At 51.5% G+C, this 21728-nt stretch carries 23 protein-coding genes; 15 read left to right on the top strand and 8 right to left on the bottom strand.

Features of this window, described 5'->3' with window-relative positions:
* Positions 1-30: 30 nt before the first annotated feature.
* Positions 31-609, bottom strand: a complete 579-nt coding sequence (locus KDM89_RS08340; RefSeq protein WP_212687491.1) for a ComF family protein — start codon at positions 607-609, stop codon at positions 31-33.
* A 343-nt stretch (positions 610-952) separates the two neighbouring features.
* Between KDM89_RS08340 and KDM89_RS08335 the strand changes: the two genes are divergently transcribed.
* The 6 genes from KDM89_RS08335 to KDM89_RS08310 all read left to right on the top strand — a co-directional run bounded on the left by KDM89_RS08335 (position 953) and on the right by KDM89_RS08310 (position 6854).
* Positions 953-1867, top strand: a complete 915-nt coding sequence (locus KDM89_RS08335) for a methyltransferase domain-containing protein (protein ID WP_212687490.1) — start codon at positions 953-955, stop codon at positions 1865-1867.
* A gap of 328 nt (positions 1868-2195) precedes the next feature.
* Positions 2196-3368, top strand: a complete 1173-nt coding sequence (gene coxB, locus KDM89_RS08330) for a cytochrome c oxidase subunit II (protein ID WP_212687489.1) — start codon at positions 2196-2198, stop codon at positions 3366-3368.
* Between the two features lie 23 nt (positions 3369-3391).
* On the top strand, positions 3392-4987 hold the full coding sequence (gene ctaD / locus KDM89_RS08325; protein ID WP_212687488.1) for a cytochrome c oxidase subunit I: 1596 nt from the start codon (positions 3392-3394) through the stop codon (positions 4985-4987).
* A gap of 158 nt (positions 4988-5145) precedes the next feature.
* A complete protein-coding gene (locus KDM89_RS08320; RefSeq protein ID WP_212687487.1) occupies positions 5146-5730 on the top strand; it encodes a cytochrome c oxidase assembly protein in 585 nt (194 codons plus the stop codon).
* Positions 5727-5942 (top strand): DUF2970 domain-containing protein, encoded by a 216-nt coding sequence (locus tag KDM89_RS08315; protein ID WP_212687486.1) that lies wholly within the window; start codon positions 5727-5729, stop codon positions 5940-5942. The genes KDM89_RS08320 and KDM89_RS08315 overlap by 4 nt, the downstream gene beginning before the upstream one ends.
* A 51-nt stretch (positions 5943-5993) precedes the next feature.
* Positions 5994-6854 (top strand): cytochrome c oxidase subunit 3, encoded by an 861-nt coding sequence (locus KDM89_RS08310; protein WP_212687485.1) that lies wholly within the window; start codon positions 5994-5996, stop codon positions 6852-6854.
* Between the two features lie 42 nt (positions 6855-6896).
* Here KDM89_RS08310 and KDM89_RS08305 read toward each other — a convergent pair whose 3' ends face one another.
* Complete coding sequence (locus KDM89_RS08305; RefSeq protein ID WP_212687484.1) at positions 6897-7097, bottom strand: twin transmembrane helix small protein; 201 nt, start codon at positions 7095-7097, stop codon at positions 6897-6899.
* 101 nt (positions 7098-7198) lie between these two features.
* On the opposite strand from KDM89_RS08305, the gene KDM89_RS08300 reads away from it, so the two are divergent.
* The 5 genes from KDM89_RS08300 (at position 7199) to KDM89_RS08280 (ending at position 11042) form a co-directional block, all read left to right on the top strand.
* Entirely contained in the window at positions 7199-7885 is a 687-nt protein-coding gene (locus KDM89_RS08300; RefSeq protein ID WP_212687483.1) for an SURF1 family protein, read from the top strand.
* A 79-nt stretch (positions 7886-7964) separates the two neighbouring features.
* Complete coding sequence (locus KDM89_RS08295) at positions 7965-8486, top strand: cytochrome C oxidase subunit I (protein ID WP_329604637.1); 522 nt, start codon at positions 7965-7967, stop codon at positions 8484-8486.
* A gap of 2 nt (positions 8487-8488) precedes the next feature.
* Positions 8489-9568 carry a COX15/CtaA family protein gene (locus KDM89_RS08290; protein WP_212687482.1) on the top strand — a complete coding sequence of 360 codons (1080 nt, stop codon included), beginning with the start codon at positions 8489-8491 and terminating at the stop codon, positions 9566-9568.
* Between the two features lie 5 nt (positions 9569-9573).
* Positions 9574-10455, top strand: coding sequence for a heme o synthase (gene cyoE / locus KDM89_RS08285; RefSeq protein WP_212687481.1), 882 nt, complete (start codon positions 9574-9576; stop codon positions 10453-10455).
* Between the two features lie 17 nt (positions 10456-10472).
* Positions 10473-11042 carry an SCO family protein gene (locus KDM89_RS08280; RefSeq protein WP_329604644.1) on the top strand — a complete coding sequence of 190 codons (570 nt, stop codon included), beginning with the start codon at positions 10473-10475 and terminating at the stop codon, positions 11040-11042.
* 68 nt (positions 11043-11110) lie between these two features.
* Here the strand turns inward: KDM89_RS08280 and rpoH are convergent, their stop codons facing one another.
* The 4 genes from rpoH to ftsY all read right to left on the bottom strand — a co-directional run bounded on the left by rpoH (position 11111) and on the right by ftsY (position 15009).
* A complete protein-coding gene (gene rpoH / locus KDM89_RS08275; protein ID WP_373295323.1) occupies positions 11111-12001 on the bottom strand; it encodes an RNA polymerase sigma factor RpoH in 891 nt (296 codons plus the stop codon).
* Between the two features lie 285 nt (positions 12002-12286).
* Entirely contained in the window at positions 12287-13201 is a 915-nt protein-coding gene (locus tag KDM89_RS08270; RefSeq protein ID WP_212687479.1) for a cell division protein FtsX, read from the bottom strand.
* 26 nt (positions 13202-13227) lie between these two features.
* Entirely contained in the window at positions 13228-13896 is a 669-nt protein-coding gene (locus KDM89_RS08265; protein ID WP_212687478.1) for a cell division ATP-binding protein FtsE, read from the bottom strand.
* A 12-nt stretch (positions 13897-13908) separates the two neighbouring features.
* Positions 13909-15009 (bottom strand): signal recognition particle-docking protein FtsY, encoded by a 1101-nt coding sequence (gene ftsY, locus KDM89_RS08260; protein WP_212687477.1) that lies wholly within the window; start codon positions 15007-15009, stop codon positions 13909-13911.
* 111 nt (positions 15010-15120) lie between these two features.
* Between ftsY and rsmD the strand changes: the two genes are divergently transcribed.
* From rsmD to KDM89_RS08245, 3 genes are all read left to right on the top strand, one after another.
* Positions 15121-15765, top strand: a complete 645-nt coding sequence (gene rsmD, locus KDM89_RS08255) for a 16S rRNA (guanine(966)-N(2))-methyltransferase RsmD (RefSeq protein WP_212687476.1) — start codon at positions 15121-15123, stop codon at positions 15763-15765.
* A 61-nt stretch (positions 15766-15826) separates the two neighbouring features.
* Positions 15827-16327 carry a pantetheine-phosphate adenylyltransferase gene (gene coaD / locus KDM89_RS08250; protein WP_189356371.1) on the top strand — a complete coding sequence of 167 codons (501 nt, stop codon included), beginning with the start codon at positions 15827-15829 and terminating at the stop codon, positions 16325-16327.
* Between the two features lie 116 nt (positions 16328-16443).
* Positions 16444-16722 (top strand): YfhL family 4Fe-4S dicluster ferredoxin, encoded by a 279-nt coding sequence (locus KDM89_RS08245; RefSeq protein ID WP_212687475.1) that lies wholly within the window; start codon positions 16444-16446, stop codon positions 16720-16722.
* On the opposite strand, the gene KDM89_RS08240 is transcribed toward KDM89_RS08245, so the two are convergent.
* Entirely contained in the window at positions 16723-17847 is a 1125-nt protein-coding gene (locus KDM89_RS08240; protein WP_212687474.1) for a GGDEF domain-containing protein, read from the bottom strand. It abuts the gene before it with no gap.
* 13 nt (positions 17848-17860) lie between these two features.
* Positions 17861-18709 (bottom strand): MOSC domain-containing protein, encoded by an 849-nt coding sequence (locus tag KDM89_RS08235; protein ID WP_212687473.1) that lies wholly within the window; start codon positions 18707-18709, stop codon positions 17861-17863.
* Between the two features lie 184 nt (positions 18710-18893).
* Here KDM89_RS08235 and KDM89_RS08230 point away from each other — a divergent pair, with 184 nt between their 5' ends.
* A complete protein-coding gene (locus KDM89_RS08230; protein WP_212687472.1) occupies positions 18894-21710 on the top strand; it encodes a DUF3857 domain-containing protein in 2817 nt (938 codons plus the stop codon).
* Positions 21711-21728: the final 18 nt, after the last annotated feature.

The following is a 21728-nucleotide window of genomic DNA, read 5'->3' as shown; positions in this document are numbered from 1 at the left end:
TCCTTCAGATTCTGCAGGCAAAAGCGCCGCTTACAACGCATCGCCGGGGGATGGTGTGCGCGCTGCCAGTAAAACACTGACGCGCCTTGCACCGTTTAACTTCAGCATTGTAGCGATTTCATGCAGAGTCATGCCAGAAGTCATGACGTCATCGACCAGCGCAATATGTCTTCCGGCTGGCAGAACGCCTTGTTCAGCGCGCCATCCGAAGGCCTGGTGCAGGTTACGCTTACGTTCAGACAATGGCAGACTGGCTTGCGGTTGTGTATCCCGCAAACGTTCAGTCGCATCGGGCCAAACCGGCACGCCGGATAAACGGCTCAGTATTCGTGCGATCTCCAGTGCCTGATTGAAACCGCGCTCCTGCAAGCGCTGCCTGCTTAACGGGACCGGGATCAGGCAGTCCGGGGCATCATCCTGCCAGTACCGGTCTGGTATCGCGTCGAATAATTGCTGTCCCAGCCAGCTTGCCAATGCAGTGCGGTGCCCGAATTTCAGTGCCAGTATCAACTGATCTGCCGGTGGCCGGTAACAGAATCCGACAAAGCTCAGATCAAATGCCGGCGGATGCCGCAGGCATTGTCCGCAGACCGCTGCAGGTGCTGACATGGCAACTGCACAGCGCGGGCAGCGATGTATTTTCCGCACTACGGTTTGTTGTCTGCACTTGTCACACACCGGCCCCGTACTATCCTGCTGACATAGCAGGCAGGCACCGGGTATCGCGCGGGCAAGTTCATGCCGGACTTTTGACAGGAAATTTTGTCCGTGGTGTTGAATCCGCAAGCGTAATCCCTGCAGTTCAGAAGCGGCTGGGTTTTTCATGGCGGACGTGTATTGCCTGCAATGTGTTCAGGGGGAAGTTCAGCACAGTTAGCAGACAGCGTGTAAACTGCCTGCCGTCCGGCTGATCTTTTTCAGGTTAGCGCAGTTTTTTCATGATTGATTTGTTATGTTGAGTTCCCCGATTGATTTGCAACAGGTTCGCCAGCTTTTTTCTGATCCGCAACGCAGTGCCGGTACCGATTTTCTGCGCCGTGAAATTGCCGGACGGATGCGCGAAAAACTGGAGCTGGTCAAAATTCAGCCGGCTTGTGTACTGGATGCCGGCTGTGGTGCAGGTGCCGATTTGCCTGAGTTGCAGCGCAGCTATCCGGAAGCGCTGGTCATCGGTCTGGATGCGAGTCCGGCCATGTTGCGTTCCGGCGAGCAGGCGCGCGGCAGTGCACGTCAGGTACTGGGACGATTTCTGTCCCGGCTGACGCCTGCCGCATTGCGTGCGGAACCGGCACCTGCGTTAATCAGCGGTGATTTTGCTGACCTGCCGCTGGCACCGCGCAGCGTGGATCTGATCTGGTCGAATCTGGCATTACACTGGCATCCACAGCCACATGCCCTGTTTGCAGAATGGCGTCGCGTATTACGGACTGAAGGTTTGCTGATGTTTTCCTGTTTCGGGCCGGATACGCTGACAGAAGTGCGCGCTGCATTTGCGGAAGCAGATCCGTTTCCGCATACCCTTCAGTTTGTTGATATGCATGACTTCGGCGATATGCTGATCGAAAACGGTTTTTCCACACCGGTGATGGATATGGAAAAACTGACCTTGACCTATGAGCATCCGCAAGCTTTACTGGAGGACGTACGGGCGCTCGGTGGTAATCCGCTGGAGAACCGTTTGCGTGGCCTCACTGGCCGCAGTCGTTATCAGCGCTTGCTTGAGGCGCTGGAGAAGCAGCGTCAGCCTGACGGGCGCCTACATCTGACAATTGAAGTTGTGTACGGTCATGCGTTTAAACCCGTGCCAGCCAAAACGGAATCCGGTGAAGCGATTATCCGTTTTGATTTGCCTCGTCGCCAGCGCTGACTATCTGTCCCGGTTTTGCAGGCTGGCTGGTGTACGGTACGCCCGCCATGATGCGCTGCAAAATATCCGCCTGTTTATTTTCTGATAAGGCATGTTGCACTGGAAATTGCAGTGCAACAAATTTCAAAAAGCGGATTGTTTCTGATCTGCATCAGTGTCACATTTGCGTCAGCGCAATATCGACAGTTTCCGTTTTTGCTTGCTCTGAATTTTATTTGCCTCCTATACTGATGGCGTTGTTCAAGTTGCCAGCACGCAGTTTGGATTCATGGTTTTTCGCGTTCTGGTGAACGTTTCATAAAAAACTAAACAGGGTTTTGGGGAAATCATGATCAGTGCAAAACGATGTCAGTCGTTCTTGCTGGGCGCTGCTGTGTTTGCGACCAGCCTGCCTGCCTTGGCGACCGGAGACAGTCAGGGCGGTCCAGCGGTACGTCAGCTCAATTTGCAGGCTCCGGTAACAAAAATCGCAGAGGATATTTACTCTCTGCACAATCTGATGCTGGGTATCTGCCTGACGATCTTTGTGATCGTTTTTGGTGTGATGTTCTATTCCATCATCGTTCACCGCAAATCTGCCGGACACAAAGCGGCAACCTTCCATGAGTCCACAGCAGTGGAAATTGCCTGGACAGTTGTACCGTTCATCATCGTCATTCTGATGGCATTGCCCGCGACGAAAACCGTCGTCGCTATGAAAGATACTTCCAGTTCTGACCTGACGATCAAAGTCACAGGGATGCAATGGAAATGGGGTTATGACTACCTGAAAGGCGAGGGTGAGGGGATTTCCTTCCTGTCCACGCTGGCGACACCACGCACTCAGATCGGTGCTCCCGGTGTGCAGCCAACGGAAGCCCGTACTGATAATTACCTGCTCGAAGTTGATAATCCGGTCGTTGTTCCGGTCAATAAAAAAGTACGTCTGATTACCACCGCGAACGACGTGATTCACTCTTGGACGATTCCGGCATTCGGCGTGAAACAGGATGCGATTCCGGGTTATGTGCGTGACACATGGTTCAAAGCAGAAAAGACCGGTGTGTATCGTGGTCAGTGCGTTGAGCTGTGCGGTAAAGAACACGCATTCATGCCGATTGTTGTGAATGTGGTCACTGAAGAGGAATACAAAAACTGGGTTGCGGCAAAGAAAAAAGAAATGGCTGCTAAAGCGGATGATCCTGCCAAAGTATGGACGCTGGATGAGCTGAAACAACGCGGTGAAAAAGTCTATGCAGCAAATTGCGTGGCTTGCCATCAGGCAACAGGTAAAGGTATCCCCGGCGCGTTTCCGGCACTCGATGCTTCCGCTGTGGTTACTGGTCCGAAAGCTGCCCAGATCGGCATTCTGCTGAATGGTAAGAATGCGATGCCGGCATGGAAGTCAACGTTGTCAGATACAGAGATTGCTGCAGTGATTACGTATACGCGTAACAGCTGGTCGAACAAAGCTGCAGAGAATCTGGTTCAGCCTGCAGAAGTGCTGGCTGCACGTAAATAATTCAGATACGCCGGAGAGACACGATGAGTTCCACGACTGTACCGCACTCCCACGATCATGCGCATGACCACGCGCATGACCACCCGCACGGCTGGCGTCGCTGGCTGTTTGCTACCAACCACAAAGATATTGGTTCTTTGTATTTATGGTTTTCATTCACCATGCTGTTGTCCGGCGGTGTACTGGCCTTGCTGATCCGTGCTGAATTATTTCAGCCAGGTTTGCAGGTGGTTCAGCCGGAGTTATTCAATCAGCTGACCACAATGCATGGTCTGATTATGGTGTTCGGCGCGATCATGCCGGCCTTTGTCGGTTTTGCGAACTGGATGATTCCATTGCAAATCGGTGCATCCGATATGGCGTTCGCACGGATGAATAACTTTTCATTCTGGCTGATGCCACCTGCTGCGATTTTGCTGGTGTCCTCTTTCTTCGTTCCTGGTGGTGCAACTGCGGCAGGATGGACCCTGTACGCGCCGCTGTCGACCCAAATGGGCCCGGGTATGGATATGGCAATTTTTGCTGTGCATATCATGGGTGCTTCTTCGATTATGGGGTCGATCAACATCATCACCACCATCCTGAACATGCGTGCTCCGGGCATGACGCTGATGAAAATGCCGATGTTCTGCTGGACATGGCTGATCACGGCATATCTGCTGATTGCAGTGATGCCGGTACTGGCCGGTGCGATTACGATGACACTGACTGACCGCCATTTCGGTACTTCGTTCTTCAATGCGGCGGGTGGCGGTGATCCGGTAATGTATCAGCATATCTTCTGGTTCTTCGGACATCCTGAAGTGTATATTATGATTTTACCGGCGTTCGGAATCATTTCTCAAATCGTTCCCGCCTTCGCCCGCAAGCCTTTGTTTGGTTATGCATCGATGGTGTATGCAACGGCATCGATTGCGATTCTGTCTTTCATCGTGTGGGCGCATCATATGTTCACCACCGGTATGCCGGTAACCGCACAGTTGTTCTTCATGTATGCCACCATGCTGATCTCGGTACCGACCGGCGTTAAAGTGTTTAACTGGGTCGCTACGATGTGGAAGGGATCGATGACCTTTGAAACCCCGATGTTGTTCGCTGTCGGATTTATCTTTGTGTTTACTATGGGCGGATTTACCGGACTGATTCTCGCGGTAACACCGATTGATATTCAGTTGCAGGATACGTATTACGTCGTTGCCCATTTCCACTATGTGCTGGTGGCAGGTTCGCTGTTCAGCTTGTTTGCCGGTTTCTATTACTGGGGACCAAAATGGACGGGCTTTATGTACAACGAATTCCGCGGAAAAGTGCACTTCTGGGGTTCGCTGATTACCTTCAACATCACTTTCTTCCCTATGCATTTCCTGGGGCTTGCAGGTATGCCGCGTCGTTATGCTGATTATCCTGCCCAGTTTACTGACTGGAATATGGTGGCAACAGTCGGTGCATTCGGCTTCGGTCTGATGCAGGTGTATTTCCTGTTGTTTGTCGTTTTCCCAGCGATTCGCGGCGGTCAGCCTGCTCCTGCAAAACCCTGGGACGGTGCAGAAGGTCTGGAGTGGACAGTTCCGAGTCCTGCTCCATTCCATACCTTCGAAGAACCACCTGAGTTCCGTTAAATTCATGTCCGGCCCTGCGGGGCCGGTTTCAGCGGGAGTGCATGATGGATACGAAAGTGTTACAGAAAAAAAACCAGCGTACGGCGATGATGCTGGGCGTACTGGTACTGATCTTTTTTGCAGGGGTAGTGATCAAGCAATTTTTGCGCTGAGTATCTATGTCGGATGCATCTGAAAAAAACTTATTGCAAAAGCTGAACAGAACGATGATGGGAAAACTTCTCATCATAGCAGTGCTCATGTTTGGTTTCGGTTATGCACTGGTTCCGGTATACCGCGCTATTTGCGAGGTGACCGGTATCAATTTACTGACACCGAAAGATATTTCAGCAAAAGAGCTGAGTAATACCCAGATCGACCGCAGCCGGGAAATTCTGGTGGAGTTTGACGCAAATACGCAGGGACCCTGGCGCTTTCGTCCGGTACAGTCGTCCATGAAAGTACACCCCGGTGAAATGCACCAGATTGTGTATGAAGTGGTTAATCAGCAGCCTTATCAGATGGATGCGCAGGCTATTCCGAGTTACGCACCGCAGCAGGCTGCACAGTACTTTAAAAAAATGGAGTGCTTTTGTTTTCAGCAGCAAACGCTGGGGCCGAAAGAAGCAAGACAAATGCCGGTAGTGTTTTTTATTGATCCAGCGATACCGAAAGAGGTGAAGACCATCACACTGTCTTATACCTTTTTTGATATCGGCGGGAAAACAAAATCCGCAGCGGCGGCGGGAGTTGATAAATCATGAGCGATCTGAAGCAGGCAAGTCAGCGCAAGCTGTCTTTCGGTGCGACGGTAAAGGCTGTTTTGTGGTCGTTTCTGGGAATACGTAAAAAAGGAGATTATGAATCGGATGCAGCAAAGCTGAATCCTGTTCATGTCATCCTTGCCGGTCTGATTGCTGCGGCATTATTTGTGCTGACGCTGATCTGGATCGTTCATTTAGTCGTACAGAAATAAGAGCTAGCAATAATAAATCGATTTTAAGATTTGCAATCAGGGAGACTGACCATGAGTGCTTCACGTTCTAATGCCCCGTATTATTTTGTTCCGGGACCATCACGATGGCCTGTGCTTGCCGGTGTGTCGTTACTACTGACGATGATTGGTGCATCCGCATGGGTGAACCATTTGTCGTGGGGAAGTTATGTCAACATGGCGGGTATCGTGCTGACTGTTATTGTGATGTATAACTGGTTCGGTGATGCGATTTCGGAATCCGAGTCCGGTAAGTACAGCGCACGTATTGATGTGTCTTATCGCTGGAGCATGAGCTGGTTTATTTTTTCTGAAGTCATGTTTTTCGCTGCGTTCTTCGGAGCACTGTTTTACGCGCGCACCATTAGCATGCCGTGGCTTGCTGATATTGATCACAAATTGCTGTGGCCGGATTTTTCAGGTCAGTGGGGCAATGCAGGACCCGCAGGTACTGTCGATGCTTTCACAACCATGGGGCCGTTCCCGATTCCGACGATCAATACGGCGTTACTGCTGACGTCCGGTGTGACACTGACGATTTCGCACCATGCATTGCGTGCTGGTCAGCGCGGAAAAACGGCGTTTTGGTTATTTGCCACGATTGCACTCGGTGCCGTGTTTATCGGTTTTCAGGCGTATGAATACATTCATGCGTATCATGAACTGAATCTGAAGCTGACTTCGGGCATTTACGGATCAACATTTTTTATGCTGACTGGTTTCCACGGTTTCCATGTGACACTCGGTGCAATCATGCTGGGCGTTGTCTGGTTCCGGGTAATGAAAGGCCACTTTACGCCTGAGCAGCATTTCGCTTTTGAGGGTGCTGCCTGGTACTGGCACTTTGTTGATGTGGTCTGGCTGGGTTTGTATATCGTTGTGTACTGGATGTAAGTCAGACACGAATTCAGGCACTGTCCGCTCGCAGTGCCTGATTCAGCGCAGTCCTGTTGGTTGTATCCAGCCAAGTTTCGCTGCAATCAGTATGCAGATAAATAAAACAATTGAAAATCCGACACGTAAAGCAAGTGCTCCTACCGTACGGTTAGTTTGACCTTTGTCTTTCATCATAAACAGCAGCGCCGAAGCCAGGCTGCCGATAATGCATATAAACGCAATCGCGATCAGAATTTTCATCCCAACTCCGGTAAGCTATTGTTGAACTGGCAAACCGATTGTATATCCGAATGCGTATCTCCTTTCGATTCAGACTCTTTCCTGCTTTAGTTTGTGCGACTTTGTTGTTGCTCGGCCTCTTGCTGGCTCGCTGGCAATGGAATAAAGCCAATCTCCGGGAAGAACAGACACATCAGATGCAGGTTCGTCAGTTGCAGCCTGCATCTGACGCAGTCAGTTTTGGTATGACACTACCCGATATGTATACCCCGGTATTTGCCGAAGGGGAGTGGCTGCCTGAATGGATTGTTTATCTGGACAACAGGCCAAATGGCGGTATTTCAGGCCGCATTGTGCTGATGCCGATGCGGTTAAAGAATTCGGGAAACGTCGTACTGATCGCGCGCGGCTGGCAAGCGCGTGATCCGCAGGATCGCTTGCGTTTGACGCTGCCTCCTACTCCCTCGGGTGTGGTAAAAGTCAGCGGAGTCGTGCGGCATCAGTTAGATCGCGTACTTCAGCTTGGGGATGCGCCGGCACTCAAAGGTGGTGCGCTGTTACAGAATCTTGATACCGGTATGTTCCGGCAAGCGAGTGGATTACCTGTACTGCCATGGATACTGCAGCAAACCAGTGAAGCACAGGATGGCTTGCTGCTGCAATGGAGTACTGCGGCGAGCGGGGCTGAACGTAACCGTGCCTATGCGTGGCAATGGCTCGCACTGAGTTTGCTGTCATTGATATTTTTTGCAATTTTCACCATCCGAATTCATGAACCAACCATTGAGCACGAACAATCAGGCAGCTGACGAACAAGCTGTTATTAAGTCTGCAACCAGCCGGTCAAGATGGACGCTTTTTCTGGTAATCGCTGTTTGCGCAGCACCCGTGATTTTGTCTTACCTGTCGTATTACTGGATTAAGCCTGAAGGGCGCACAAATTACGGGACTTTGCTCGATCCACGCCTTTTTCCTATGCCTGCTATGATGCTGTCCCGTGTGGAAAATAGTGCTCCTGCCGAGATTCAGGACACCAATGGTAAATGGCGCATGCTGATGGTGACAGATGCGCCATGTACACAACAGTGTGAGGCGACTTTGTATCAGATCCGGCAGTTACGTCTGATGCAGGGCAAAGAGCAAAGCCGGATCGAACGTATCTGGCTGATTACTGATCAGTATCAGCCACCGGTGGCTCAATTGCAGGCTGTTACAGGGATGCATGTTTTGCGTGCTGACGCGACGCCGCTGAATAAATGGTTGCCGGTTGAACAGGGTAAAGCGCCAGCGATGTACTGGTATCTGCTTGATCCGCTGGGTAATCTGGTGATGCGTTATCCAGTCGGCTCCGACACGGTAAAGATAAAAAAAGACATCAGTAAATTATTAAAAGCTTCTGGTATAGGTTAGGCATGATTGTTGAACTGGGTTTGATTTTTCTGGCAGTTGCCTGTCTTCCGCTGGCGCTCATTTTTTTCTCGCGCGTTCCTGATAAGCGACGCAAACTGCTGACGGTCACAGTTGCTCTGACGTTCGAGCTGATCATGTTCGGTGCATTTACCCGTCTGACCGATTCCGGTCTCGGATGCCCGGACTGGCCCGGCTGCTACGGGGAATCTAATCCTTTCATGGCACATGAAGAGATTCGTGATGCAGAGGCACTTGCACCGCATGGACCGGTAACAGTTAGTAAAGCGTGGATAGAAATGATTCACCGCTATCTGGCCGGTAGCCTTGGTGTGCTGGTCATTGCGCAATTGTGGATGGCTTGGCGGGATTACAGGCGCAACGGAACTTCCTATGCATGGAATCTAGCGATGCTGGTGCTGATTCTGCTACAGGGGGCATTTGGTGCATGGACGGTAACCCTGAAACTGCAGCCGGTCATTGTCAGTACTCACTTGTTATTAGGTATGCTGCTGCTCGCCGGTTTAACGGTGTCATGGGTACTTTACGATAGCCGGCGCTACTGGGCTCCATGGCAAATTCCAACCAGCGCACTGCGCTGGTTGGCCCCGCTGGCATTGGTCGTTTTGTTTTCCCAGATCGCACTCGGTGGATGGACCAGCAGCAATTATGCAGCACTTGCCTGTTCAGATTTTCCGACCTGTCAGGAGCAGTGGATTCCTGCGATGGACTGGCAGCACGGATTCAGTTTGTGGCGTCCTTTGGGTAAAACCGTGCACGGGGAATATCTGACGTTTCAGGCACTGGTTGCAATTCACTGGGCTCATCGCAGTTTTGCCTGGGTGGCAGCACTGATAATACTGAGCACGGCGTTTTTGTTACGCCGGATCGCCGGAGCAGAACGGCTGGCAACTGGTTTGATTGTCGCGGTGTTATTGCAAATTGCCATTGGTATATCAACGGTCTTGTTATCCTGGCCATTATTGCTGGCTGTTTTACACAATGGCATGGCTGCTGTGCTGGTCATTTTGCTGAGCATGGTAAACTACCGTATCTGGCATGCTAAGCGTGTCGCTGTACAGTGAGTAACATGACAACCCTGACTCTTCCCACCAACCGCATCGCCCAGTACTGGTCGCTGACAAAGCCGCGTGTCACGCAGCTTGCGGTATTTTGTGCCGTCATCGGCATGTTTTTATCGACACCGGGTCTGCCGGACTGGCGCGTACTGGTTGCTGCGACAATCGGTATCTGGCTGCTTGCCGGCGCAGCGTTTGCTGTCAACTGTCTGATTGAGCGTGAAATTGACGCCCGTATGGCGCGAACAGCGCGTCGTGCTACCGCCCAGGGTGAGATTACCCCGTTGCAGACAATAGTATTTTCCGGTGTCATCGGCGGCATGGGCATGTGGGTTTTATTCAATTTTGTGAACCCGTTGACGATGTGGCTGACTTTTGTGACTTTCGTCGGTTACGCCATCATTTACACCATTCTGCTGAAACCGAATACACCGCAGAACATCGTCATCGGTGGCTTATCCGGTGCGATGCCACCAGCGCTGGGCTGGGCTGCGGTGGCGAATGAAGTGCCGATGGAAGCATGGTTGCTGGTGATGATTATTTTCGTCTGGACGCCGCCGCATTTCTGGGCGCTGGCGATGTACAGACGTGATGACTACGCTCGTTCAGGTTTACCTATGTTGCCGGTAACGCATGGCCCGCGCGTCACGCTGACCCATATTCTGCTGTACACCATTGCATTGTTTGCGACCAGCCTGTTGCCATTTGCAGTCAAAATGAGCGGTATGTTTTATCTGGTATCAGCAGTGATTCTTGGCCTGATTTTCCTCTGGTATGCGTGGAAAATGTTCACCGATTATAGCGATCTGCTGGCGCGTAAAACCTTTGCTTATTCGATTATTTATTTGTCGCTGTTATTTGCAGCCTTACTGATTGATCACTATCTGAAATGATTTCATTTTTGCGTAAAATCTGCTGCTGGCTGGCAATTTTGTTGCTGGCGGCCTGCACTCCACCGGCTGTGAAATTCAATAATACAGATCTGACCGGGCTCGACTATGCGGCGGACTTTCAGTTGAAAGACCACACCGGAAAAGACCGTACGCTGGCAGATTTTCGCGGCAAGCTGGTGGTCATGTTTTTTGGTTATACGCAATGCCCGGATGTTTGCCCGACAACGATGGCGGAAATGTCGGCAGTAATGCAAAAACTGGGTACTCAGTCCGACCAGGTACAGGTACTGTTCGTAACACTTGATCCTGCACGTGATACCCAGGCTTTGCTGAGTTCTTATGTTCCGGCGTTTGATACGCGTTTTCTGGGCTTGTACGGTGATGCAGCAGCAATTGATAAGCTGGCTAAAGGCTTGAAAGTGTTCTATCAGAAAGTCCCTGGCAAGACAGCAGACAGTTATACGCTGGATCATACTGCAGGCAGTTACGTGTTCGATAAACAGGGCCGTATCCGCTTATTTCTGCGCCATGCACAAGGTCCTGAGCCTATCGTGCAAGACTTGCAGAAACTGCTGAACGAAAAATAGTCAGCACTTTCCGGATTACCAAACAAAAAAGCCACCGACCGGTGGCTTTTTTGTTTTACTAAAACATCTCAGGCAAAGTGACTGAGTGTTCCTTTCATTTTCTTCAATGCCGCACTTTCGATCTGACGGATACGCTCAGCAGAAACACCATACTCATCAGCCAGTTCATGCAAAGTTGCGCCCGAACCATCATCATTACTCAGCCAGCGAGCCTCAATAATGTGGCGGGAACGCGGATCAAGTTTTGACAGGGCGGATTCCAGTCCCTCGCTTTGCAGGCGGTCGAACTGACGTGTTTCGATGACACGTGTTGGTTCTTCGGATTCCGTTTTCAGATAGGAAATCGGTGCGAATTTTTCATCTTCGTCATCAGACGGTGCATCCAGTGCGATGTCATGACCGGACAGACGCATCTCCATTTCAATGACTTCTTCGCGTTTCACATCCAGCGATTTTGCCAGCGCATCAATCTGCTTAGGCGACATCGCTTCCAGACCTTCTTTGTGGCTGCGCAGATTAAAGAACAGCTTACGCTGCGCTTTGGTGGTCGCGACCTTTACCAGACGCCAGTTTTTTAGGATGTACTCATGCATTTCTGCTTTGATCCAGTGCATTGCATAGGACACCAGACGTACGCCCTGAGTCGGATCAAAGCGTTTGACCGCTTTCATCAGGCCGATATTGCCTTCCTGAATCAAATCGGCATGCGGTAAGCCATAACCAAGATAGCCACGGGCGATCGATACAACCAGTCGCAGGTGAGACAGAATCAGTTGCTGTGCAGCGGCGAGATCATTTTGCTCACGCAGCCGGGTCGCTAAGTCAATTTCTTCTTCCTGCGTCAGCATAGGCAGACGATTTACGGCAGAAATGTACGCGTCAAGATTACCGAGCGAGCCACTGAAACCCAGTGTCAGCGCTGTGCTGTCAGATGCCGGGATAAGTTGTGTCGATGTCATTGGGTTCATTCCTCCACGTTGCTGTCCGCTGCTTACAATGTCAGCAGACATTCACTGATGAGTCCTATATTAGCACTCTATTGAGATGAGTGCTAATTCCCGTTAAAAAGTGGTCAGAATATTCACTCTGAGGTCCGTAGATATGCCACCGAAGCAGTAAAAAAGCTTACCGGGTGAGGACTGGTATGGGTAAAACTCAGGTATTTCACCAGAGTTTGACAGGTGTGAAAGGCAGAAGTTGCAGCGCAAACTGAAATAAATTTCCTTAAGGAAATTTATTTCAGTTTACTGGATACGTGCCATCTGGCGACGGACGGATAAGAAGGCACCAAATAAACCCAGCAACATGGAGATGGTCAGCAGGGCAATACTTTGCAACCAGCCAAGCGGAACCAGACGAAATTCTGAAGCGTAAAGGCGGGCAAACTCGGCAATCGCCTGATTCAATGGCTGCAGACTTGCTGCAGTCAAGCCAAGAGCAAGTCCGCCTGCGAGTAAACCCATCAGCGCGGCGGTGTAATAATAAGGGCGACGGATAAAGCTGTTCGTTGCGCCCATCAGGCGGGCAACGGCAATTTCAGCCTGATGCGAGACAACCTGCAGACGTGTGGCATTGAAAACCACAACTAACACCACCACACCGAGAGATATTGCAAGAAATAACAGACCGAGCTCAGCGATCTGCAGCAGTGCGGCCAGTCGTTTTACCCATGCGGAATCCACTTGTACAACGTCCACACCGGGTAATTCGCGCAGCTGAGCGGACAGATTGTCGAGCTGTGCGGCATAGCGGCTGGATAAAGTCAAAACAAATGCATCCGGTAACGGATTTCCGCCCAGCGTACTCATCACTTCCGCCAGGCTTGATGCATCATTCATAGCAGCCAGTGCTTTTTCTTTTGGCGTAAAGCTGAGTTGCGCTTCGATACCGCGTTCTTTGAGCAGTTTTTTGATCGGAATGGATAAGGCAGTTGCATCGTTGCGCGCCATATCAGGACTGAGAAAAATACTGATCTCCGGTTCAATCGATAATTGCGACGAGACCGGACGGACATTTTCCACAACGGTCAGACCGGCAATCGGCAGAGATAATGCGACTGCGACGACCAGTACATTAAACAAAAAATTGCCCGGCGCAGCCCGCAGATGAGTCAGTGCGCTGCGAATTGCAAAAAGATGTTCACGTAACCAGATGGTCATGCGGATAGTTCCTGTTGAGTGAAAAATCAGGCAGCATCATGCCAGTGATCGGTCAGACGACCTTGTTGCAGATAGATGACTCTGCTCGCCTGATCCAGAAACTGTTCGTCGTGGCTGGAGATCAGGCAGGTGACACCTGCACTGCGGAATGCTTTCAATGCGTTCAGCACCTTGTTTGCATTGTCACGGTCCAGAAAAGCGGTTGGCTCATCTGCCAGAATAATTTTCGGCCGGTTCACGATTGCGCGCGCGATGGCGATTCTCTGCTGCTCACCACCCGACAATTCCAGCGGGTAAGCACCGGCTTTGTCCGCCAGTCCTACTTTTTCCAGTGCGGCACGTGCTCTGCCATCTGCTTCCGTGGCCGATGCTCCGGTGACGATCAGCGGCAGCATGACATTCGATAAAACATTGCGGTCATTCAGCAAATGCTGATCCTGCAGAATCAGGCCAAGCTTGCGACGCAGATACGGAATGCTGCCGGCACGCAACCGGGTAATGTCCTGGCCATTCACAATAATTCGTCCGCTGCTCGGTTTTTCAATACCGGCAATCATTTTCAGCAATGTTGATTTACCTGCACCGGATGGCCCCGCCAGAAATACCAGCTCGCCGTCAGGAATGGAGAAGCTGATGTCCTGCAGCGCATAGCCACCACGGTTATATTGCTTACTGACGTTTTCAAACTCGATCATGGCGTAGGATGATTAGTTGAGCAGTGCGTCGACAAATTCCTGAGCATTAAACGGTTGCAGATCTTCAATCTGTTCGCCAACACCGATAAAGTACACAGGCACCGGACGGGTTTTTGCAATCGCTGCAAGAACACCACCTTTGGCTGTACCGTCTAATTTCGTAATCACCAGACCTGTCAGCTGCAGTGCATCATCAAAGGCTTTTACCTGTGCCAGTGCATTCTGACCGGTATTACCGTCAATCACCAGCAAGACTTCATGCGGTGCGGTATCCATGGCTTTGCCGAGAACGCGACGGATTTTTTTGAGTTCTTCCATCAGGTGCAGCTGAGTCGGCAGACGACCAGCGGTATCGATCATCACGACATTGGTCTGACGGGCTTTGGCCGAGGCGACCGCGTCAAATGCAACCGCTGCCGGATCACCCGATTCCTGTGCAATCACGGTGACGCCATTACGTTCACCCCAGATTGCCAGTTGTTCACGCGCAGCAGCACGGAAGGTGTCACCGGCGGCCAGCACCACAGACTGATGATGCATCTGCATATGTTTGGCCAGTTTGCCGATGGTGGTGGTTTTGCCAGCACCGTTGACGCCGGCGATCATCATGACCATAGGCTGATGCTTGCCGAGAATTAACGGCTTTTGCAGTGGCGTCAGCAAATCAATCAGCAATGTTTTCAATGCTGCTTTGACTTGTTCAGCCTCAGTCAGTTTTTCTTCTTTGACTTTTTTCTTCAGCGCATCCAGCAGGAACAAGGTTGCTTCCACGCCTGCATCTGCTGTCAGCAATGCTGCTTCGAGTTCGTCGTACAAATCGTCATCGATGCGCGCACCGACAAATAAAGTGGTCAGACTGGAAGACGTTTTGGCGAGACCTGCTTTCAGACGGCTGAGCCAGGATTTTTTTTGTTCCGGTGCCGGAGCCGGAGCGGGTGTAATTTCCGCTTCTTCAACGGCAGGTGCAACTGCCGCAGTTGTTACTGCAGGTGCAGGACTGACATTCGGTAAAGGTTGTACCGGTGTTTCCGGTGCAACTGGTGCCGGTGCGACTTCAGGCGCAACAACGGCAGGCGCTTCTTCTTTGGGCTTTCTTCTGAAAAAACTAAACATGGGGGATGATTTTGCAGAGTGCTGGCAGGCATAGCTGCCTGCACTGGATTAGAATGCTGCCATTCTAACAGACTGGGACAGGAATACCGCTTTGCGCCTGTCATATAAGCAATGAAAAATCAACGTCAGGCGACACCGGCGCCGAAACGGACATCGCATCAGATCCGCATTATCGGCGGGCAGTGGAAACGCAGCCTGATTAGCGTCGTGGATGCAGAAGGCTTACGTCCTACGCCGGACCGGGTCCGTGAAACGGTTTTCAACTGGCTGGGGCATTTGTTTGATCGCGACTGGGAGCACCGCAACTGTCTGGATTTATTTGCGGGCAGTGGAGCACTGGGCTGGGAAGCAGCCAGTCGCGGTGTAGCGCAAGTGATCATGACGGAAACGAATCCCGCTGCGTTTCGTCAGTTGCAGCAAGTACAGGAAAAGCTGGGTGCGCAGCAATGCCGGATTCTGCGTTCGGATGCGATGTCATTTCTGAATCAGGCCTGCAGCCGAAGTGAACGTTTTGATCTGATTTTCCTTGATCCGCCGTTTCATCATGGCTGGCTGGAAAAAGTATTACCCGTTTGCGCCACTTTACTGACACCGGCGGGCCTGATTTATGCGGAATCAGAAACACCGCTGGAAACCGGAGCTGTTGCCTGGCTGGATGGCTGGGAAGTGATACGGGCAGATAAAGCGGGAAGTGTGTTTTTTCATATATTGCAACGCAACACAACGGCTGCAGCAATGAGCGAAAATCAGGCATAATGCCGGAATTCAGTGCATTGCCACACATTTTTAGTGCAAACCGCCAACTTAGGGAGTGAAGATGGTCACAGCCGTTTATCCGGGAACATTCGATCCGTTGACGCGCGGACATGAAGATCTGGTGCGTCGCGCATCGGGATTGTTCGACACACTGATTGTCGGTGTGGCTGACAGCAAAAGCAAGCGCCCGTTTTTCTCTCTGGAAGAGCGCCTCGGCATTGCGAATGAAGTTCTCGGGCATTACCCGAATGTCCAGGTTCACAGTTTTTCCGGTTTGCTGAAAGATTTTGTGCGTGAGCACGATGCGCGTGTGATTGTGCGCGGCTTACGTGCGGTATCTGATTTTGAGTATGAGTTTCAGATGGCAGGTATGAACCGGTATTTGCTGCCGGACGTAGAAACGCTGTTCCTGACACCGTCGGATCAGTACCAGTTTATTTCCGGCACGATTGTGCGTGAGATCGCCTTGCTGGGCGGCGACGTGTCGAAATTTGTGTTTCCGTCAGTAGACCGCTGGCTGAAACAAAAAGTAGAAGCGCTGCGAAGCGGACAGTCTGTCTGATGCAGTTTCTGTGCAAAGCACAGTAAAAACGGCATTTTGAACTATCCTGAATCCGGCTCTCCTGTGAGAGCCGGATTGTTTTATTGAACGATTGAATATCAGAGCGAGTAGTTAGTATGGCCCTTATGATTACGGATGACTGCATCAACTGTGATGTATGTGAACCAGAATGCCCGAACGATGCCATTTTCATGGGTCCGGAAATCTATGTGATTGATCCGAATAAGTGCACCGAATGCGTCGGACATTACAATGAACCGCAGTGTAAACAGGTGTGCCCTGTGAACTGTATTCCGTTCAATCCTGAATGGAAAGAAAGCAAAGCTGAACTGCAGGCGAAATATGAACGTCTGCAAGAAGAAGCACGTCTGAAAGCAGCTGCCCGTCAGGCTTAATTACTGATAGCAGACCTGATTCCGGCCGTGGTGCTTCGCACCGTATAATGCCTGATCGGCGCGGGATAGCATGTCCCGTGCTACAGCACTGACTTCGCCACGGTGTAACAGCGGATCCATAATCGTCAGACCGATGGAAATACTGGTTTGGCAGCGCGATCCGTCTGACAGTCTGCAGGCTGTACCGGCAATGCTGCGGCGTATGCGCTCAGCCACCTGCAGCGCATCTTCCAGTCTGGTGTTGATCAGCAGCGCGACAAATTCTTCGCCGCCGAAACGTCCCAGTGTGTCGCTGAGACGCAGCTCGGCTTTGATGCGCGCAGCGACTTCGCACAGCACGTCATCACCGCCCTGATGGCCGAACTGATCATTGATGCGTTTGAAGAAATCGATGTCCAGAAACATACAGGCGATACTGTAATGCTGCCGGCGTGCACGGTTAATTTCCTCCAGCATCCTTTGCTCAACATAGCGCCGGTTACTGATTTTGGTCAGCGGGTCGGTCAGGCCGATGTAGACCAGTTTTTCATTATTCAGCACGTTTTCCAGTGCGATGGCGATGACCGAGCCCAGACGCTCAATGAAATCCGTTGCCATAGAACGCTGAAAGCGCTCGGCGTGCTGGCTGCCAAGATTCAGGAATCCGATCAGCTTTTGCTGGCGCCGCAGCGGAATTGCTGCCACGCTGCGCGGTCTTGCCGACCAGCTGCGGAATAAATGATCGTGGCGGGTGCTCATGTAAGGGCCCAGCACCGGTTTATGTACGGAAAGGTCGCTGCTGCCGAGTTCACGCTGATTACTGATCAGTTTCAGATGCGGGTAAGCATGCAATTCCACACGCTGATCCGCCAGCATGGCCGCCAGTTCCTGACGCGGATCCAGCAGCATCAGTGTCACCATCTCCAGTTCCGAGGTTTGTGCCAGCGCATTAAAAATATGCGCAATTAATTCCTCAAACTTGGTACAGGCAATCGCATCCAGTTCGAAACGCTGATGACGTTCCATAATGTTCTGATTGCGGTGTGCCTGTTCCAGAATCTGTTGCAGTTGCTGGCGCAGGGTTTGATTTTCACGCTGTAATTCAGCGATTTCAAATTCAGGATACGGAGATGGTACGGATTTCATCAGGATGCCGCCATCAGAAGCTGAGTTCAGCCTGACAATTATCACCAACCCGCAAACTCAGGCCCTTGCCGTTTTGCAGTACGCAATTCATGCCGAACACCGGTTGATCTTCAACCCGGGCATCACAGTGGAATTGCAGCAGCAGATCGACCGGATTGTTGCCGCTGATGCCGGTGTCCTGATCCACTGCAGGAATCGGGCAGCGTGTGCAGGGTTTTACCGCTTGCAGGCTCAGACCGTTTTCGAAATGGTAGTGGGTAACATGATCTTCTTCGAATGCCATCTGATCATCGATAACGATATTCGGACGGAAGCGATTCCCCGGAAAATCTGTCCAGCCAGCCTGTTGTGCATGACGGTTCAGTTCCGCCAGTGAGCTGACCGATGTCAGCAGGTAAGGATAGCCATCCTGAAACTGTACCGGATGGGTAACGCCGTCGGTCCAGGTGCCACTGGTCGTACGGCCGGTAGCCGGTGTGACTTGCACCAGACGGCAGGGCTGACCAAGCACCTGCGTACACCATGCAGCCGCCTCATTACCTGCATCACGTGCCATACCGGTGAAATCCCAGACGGTGACTTCGCGCTGTGCGTGTTCATCATTCAGTACAGGTGGCAGGTAAAAGTCCGGCATATCGTCATGCTGTAATACCAGTCCCTGTTCAGATACAGCCGGACGTATAGTCGCCATTTGCGGCAGTTCGCGTTGCGTCATGAACATGCCTTCCGGTGTCACGATCATCCAGCTGCGGTCGGTGATGCCGTGCACACTCAGTCCGTTTTCACCAAACTCCGCTTCAGTCAGCGAAATACCGGCGCAAGACTTGACCGGGTACAGAAACAATTCAGTGATAACAGGCATGGCGGTTCCGATTGCAACAATAAAACCCTATTGTAAAACGCTTTGCCCTGCTCATGCTGCGCAGACTGATACAGCGCAGCAGAACCGGCCATGAAAAGTATCCATTTTTTGTTATTTGCTTCACAATGGAATGCAACGATCGTTTCCGGCACAGCGTACTGGCCGGTTTTTTCTGATGGATACTATGCGACTCTGTATAAGCACTTCTTTGCGTCCGCTTGCGTTTGCAGCATTTCTGGTGTGCAGCGGTGTATTGCCTTTGACTTCGCCGGTGTTTGCTGCCGACCACGTACCACTGGCGGCGGCTGCCCGTCCGCAAAAACTGGAGCCAACGCCCGCGTGGGTCAGCAAAGTTGCACCGGAGTGGGATGCGCGTGATGCCACTGCGCCGGTGTATCTGCCGCTGCTGGATGTGCAGACGCGGGTGGAGGCACGCCAGACTTATCGTTATTCCCACGTGATCCGTAAAATCCGTGATACCGCCGGACTGGAATCCGGCAGCCAGATTCTGATGATCTTTGATCCGAATTATCAGAAGCTCAGTATTCATCAGTTGCAGATTGTGCGTAACGGCAAGGTGATTCAGAAATTCGACCCGAAAAAAATCCGCTATCTGCAGCGCGAATCACGGCTGGAAGCGCAGATGCTGGATGGACAGATTACCGCCAGCATTACGCTGGATGATGCCCGTGCCGGAGATCAGATCGAATATGCGTATACGCTGACGGGCGCGAATCCGGTGTTTGACGGGCGCTTTGTGGATATTGAATGGGTGTATTCCAATTACGGCCCGGTCAGCCAGTTCTATTACCGTTTGCTGCATCCTGACAATCGTCAGATGCAATGGAAATACGACAGCAAGCTGTTTGAAATACAGCAGGAAAGTCGAGGTGGCTGGAAAGAAACCGTACTGCGCCGCCGCTTTGTGCCTGCATTCCAGAATGATCCTTACGGGATTGCGTCCACCTATCTGAAAGACCAGATACAGATCAGTGAATTCCGTGACTGGAACGATGTGGCGCAATGGTCTAAGCGTTTGTTTCAGTCGGCTTACCAGCCCGCACCGGATATAGAAAAAGAAGCAGAGCGGCTCGCTAAACTGGCGGATACACCGGAGCTGGCTTTACTGAAAACGCTGGATTTTGTGCAGAAAGAAGTACGCTACTTTGGTACTGAAATCGGTGAGAATTCGCACCTGCCGCATCCGCCGGCTGACGTGCTGCGTCAGCGTTTCGGGGATTGTAAAGATAAAACCGGCTTACTGATTGCTTTACTGAAGGCGCAGAAAATAGAAGCCGAACCGGTGCTGGTATCCACTGTGTTTCGCGATGATACACAGCAATTGCTGGCCAGTCCGCTGGCGTTTAATCATGTGATCGCGCGTGTAAAACTGAATGGTAAAACCTACTGGCTCGATGCTACGCGCAGTTTTCAGACCGGTGACCTGAAATCCCGTCAGGCACTGGCGCAGCGCACTGGCTTGCCGGCACAGTCGGATACCCGTGAGCTGGTGATGATGCCGGATTCTTCCAGAGACTTGCAGGCAGTGACCTGGGATCAGTACACGATTCAGGCTATGGGCAAGCCTGCCGTGCTGGACGTACGTCAGACCTATTATGGGGACAGCGCAGAATCATTGCGCGCTAATCTGGCGGCAAATCGTAAGCCGGATATTGAGAAAGAAATTATTGCGGAGTATCTGCGCTTTTATCCGGCAGCAAAACCGGATGGCGCGCTCGGTGTCAGCGAAGAAAGCGGACAAAATGCGGTGACGCTGACGCTGCGTTTTGAGTTGCCGGATTTCTGGCGTTACCACGAAAAACAAACCTTGCAAACGGACTTTTCACCGGTCACTTTATCGCAGACCTTGCGTATGCCGACACAAGTGCCGCGCACCGAGACGATGCGTATCAGTCCGACGGGTATGTATCGTCAGGTCACCGATATCCGTTTTTCTGAGCCGGTTTTCTCTAAAACATTTAATAAGCGTTTCGATGAAACCAATAAGCACTTTGAAATTCACAGTATCGCGAACGGTGAAACAGACCATGTACAGATTCAGTCAGATCTGCGTTTTATGCGTGACCGTGTTGAACCGGCAGACTGGACGACGTATCGTGACAAAGTACAGCGCGGCTGGAACGGCTTGCTGAATACCCTGACCATTAACGCAATCAGTGCACCGCAACTGATCAGGGCAAGGCTGGATATGGATGATCTGGAAAAGGCGATCAAAGAGAAAAAAATCAGTGTGTATTCGGAAGCGCAGGCCGAGGCGGTGTATCGCTTGCCTGTGCTGGATGCACAACTGAATTCCGGTCGTCTCAGTGAAAAACAAAAAGCCGATGTTTATCAGGAACGCGCGCAGCGCTTGCAACAGATTGGTCGTCTGAAGGGAGCGAAAGCAGATATAGAAAAAGCGCTGCAAATCAAACCGCAGGAATTGCCGCTGCTGCTGCAACTGGGGCAAATTGCGCAGATGCAGAATAATCAGCCGGAAGCAGCACGCATTGCGAAGCAAATGCTGGATCTGCAGGCGAACGATGTGTCTGCACAATCGTTGCTGGCATCCACGCTGTATCAGCAAAAGCAGTATGCGGCGTCTGCAGCGCAATGGCGCACGGTACTGGCAGACCGGAATGAAGCGGAAAAAAGTACGGCGGTGATTGGTTTATTCCTCGCTGCACAGGCTGCCGGGCAAGATCCCGTTGCGGCGACCAGTGAATTTTTGCCGCAATCCACGCACCCCGCGTGGCCGTATCCGGTGCTGCAAGTGTTGCATGGTCATTTATCCGAAACCGCATTACAGACGCAACTGAAGACCGATGGTAAAACGGACTATGTGAAAATGACGGAAGCCTATTACGCATTGGGCCAGTTTGCATTGCAACAGGGGAACAAAGCGCAGGCGAAAGCGTGGTTCCAGAAAGCGATGTCCGGTATGCAGATGGAAATGCCGGAACTGTATTTCGCTGACCGGCAACTCGAAACGCTGAAATAAAAATGAAGGCAATTCGCT

It is taken from the genome of Cognatundibacterium luofuense (genome assembly GCF_018139685.1).
Classification (GTDB): Bacteria; Pseudomonadota; Gammaproteobacteria; order Burkholderiales; family Burkholderiaceae_D; genus Undibacterium; species Undibacterium luofuense.
Note: the sequence above shows the minus strand (reverse complement) of the source record. Positions and strands in the feature narration are given on the sequence as shown.

Excerpts from the sequence above, each read along its gene's own strand:
- KDM89_RS08315 (WP_212687486.1), top strand. The coding sequence starts at position 5,727 with ATGAGCGATCTGAAGCAGGCAAGTCAGCGCAAGCTGTCTTTCGGTGCG.
- cyoE (WP_212687481.1), top strand. The coding sequence starts at position 9,574 with ATGACAACCCTGACTCTTCCCACCAACCGCATCGCCCAGTACTGGTCG.
- KDM89_RS08270 (WP_212687479.1), bottom strand. The coding sequence starts at position 13,201 with ATGACCATCTGGTTACGTGAACATCTTTTTGCAATTCGCAGCGCACTG.
- KDM89_RS08245 (WP_212687475.1), top strand. The coding sequence starts at position 16,444 with ATGGCCCTTATGATTACGGATGACTGCATCAACTGTGATGTATGTGAA.
- KDM89_RS08320 (WP_212687487.1), top strand. The coding sequence starts at position 5,146 with ATGTCGGATGCATCTGAAAAAAACTTATTGCAAAAGCTGAACAGAACG.
- KDM89_RS08335 (WP_212687490.1), top strand. The coding sequence starts at position 953 with ATGTTGAGTTCCCCGATTGATTTGCAACAGGTTCGCCAGCTTTTTTCT.
- KDM89_RS08310 (WP_212687485.1), top strand. The coding sequence starts at position 5,994 with ATGAGTGCTTCACGTTCTAATGCCCCGTATTATTTTGTTCCGGGACCA.
- coaD (WP_189356371.1), top strand. The coding sequence starts at position 15,827 with ATGGTCACAGCCGTTTATCCGGGAACATTCGATCCGTTGACGCGCGGA.
- ftsY (WP_212687477.1), bottom strand. The coding sequence starts at position 15,009 with ATGTTTAGTTTTTTCAGAAGAAAGCCCAAAGAAGAAGCGCCTGCCGTT.
- rpoH (WP_373295323.1), bottom strand. The coding sequence starts at position 12,001 with ATGACATCGACACAACTTATCCCGGCATCTGACAGCACAGCGCTGACA.
- KDM89_RS08235 (WP_212687473.1), bottom strand. The coding sequence starts at position 18,709 with ATGCCTGTTATCACTGAATTGTTTCTGTACCCGGTCAAGTCTTGCGCC.
- KDM89_RS08340 (WP_212687491.1), bottom strand. The coding sequence starts at position 609 with ATGTCAGCACCTGCAGCGGTCTGCGGACAATGCCTGCGGCATCCGCCG.
- ctaD (WP_212687488.1), top strand. The coding sequence starts at position 3,392 with ATGAGTTCCACGACTGTACCGCACTCCCACGATCATGCGCATGACCAC.
- KDM89_RS08305 (WP_212687484.1), bottom strand. The coding sequence starts at position 7,097 with ATGAAAATTCTGATCGCGATTGCGTTTATATGCATTATCGGCAGCCTG.
- KDM89_RS08290 (WP_212687482.1), top strand. The coding sequence starts at position 8,489 with ATGATTGTTGAACTGGGTTTGATTTTTCTGGCAGTTGCCTGTCTTCCG.
- KDM89_RS08230 (WP_212687472.1), top strand. The coding sequence starts at position 18,894 with ATGCGACTCTGTATAAGCACTTCTTTGCGTCCGCTTGCGTTTGCAGCA.
- rsmD (WP_212687476.1), top strand. The coding sequence starts at position 15,121 with ATGAAAAATCAACGTCAGGCGACACCGGCGCCGAAACGGACATCGCAT.
- KDM89_RS08240 (WP_212687474.1), bottom strand. The coding sequence starts at position 17,847 with ATGAAATCCGTACCATCTCCGTATCCTGAATTTGAAATCGCTGAATTA.
- coxB (WP_212687489.1), top strand. The coding sequence starts at position 2,196 with ATGATCAGTGCAAAACGATGTCAGTCGTTCTTGCTGGGCGCTGCTGTG.
- KDM89_RS08265 (WP_212687478.1), bottom strand. The coding sequence starts at position 13,896 with ATGATCGAGTTTGAAAACGTCAGTAAGCAATATAACCGTGGTGGCTAT.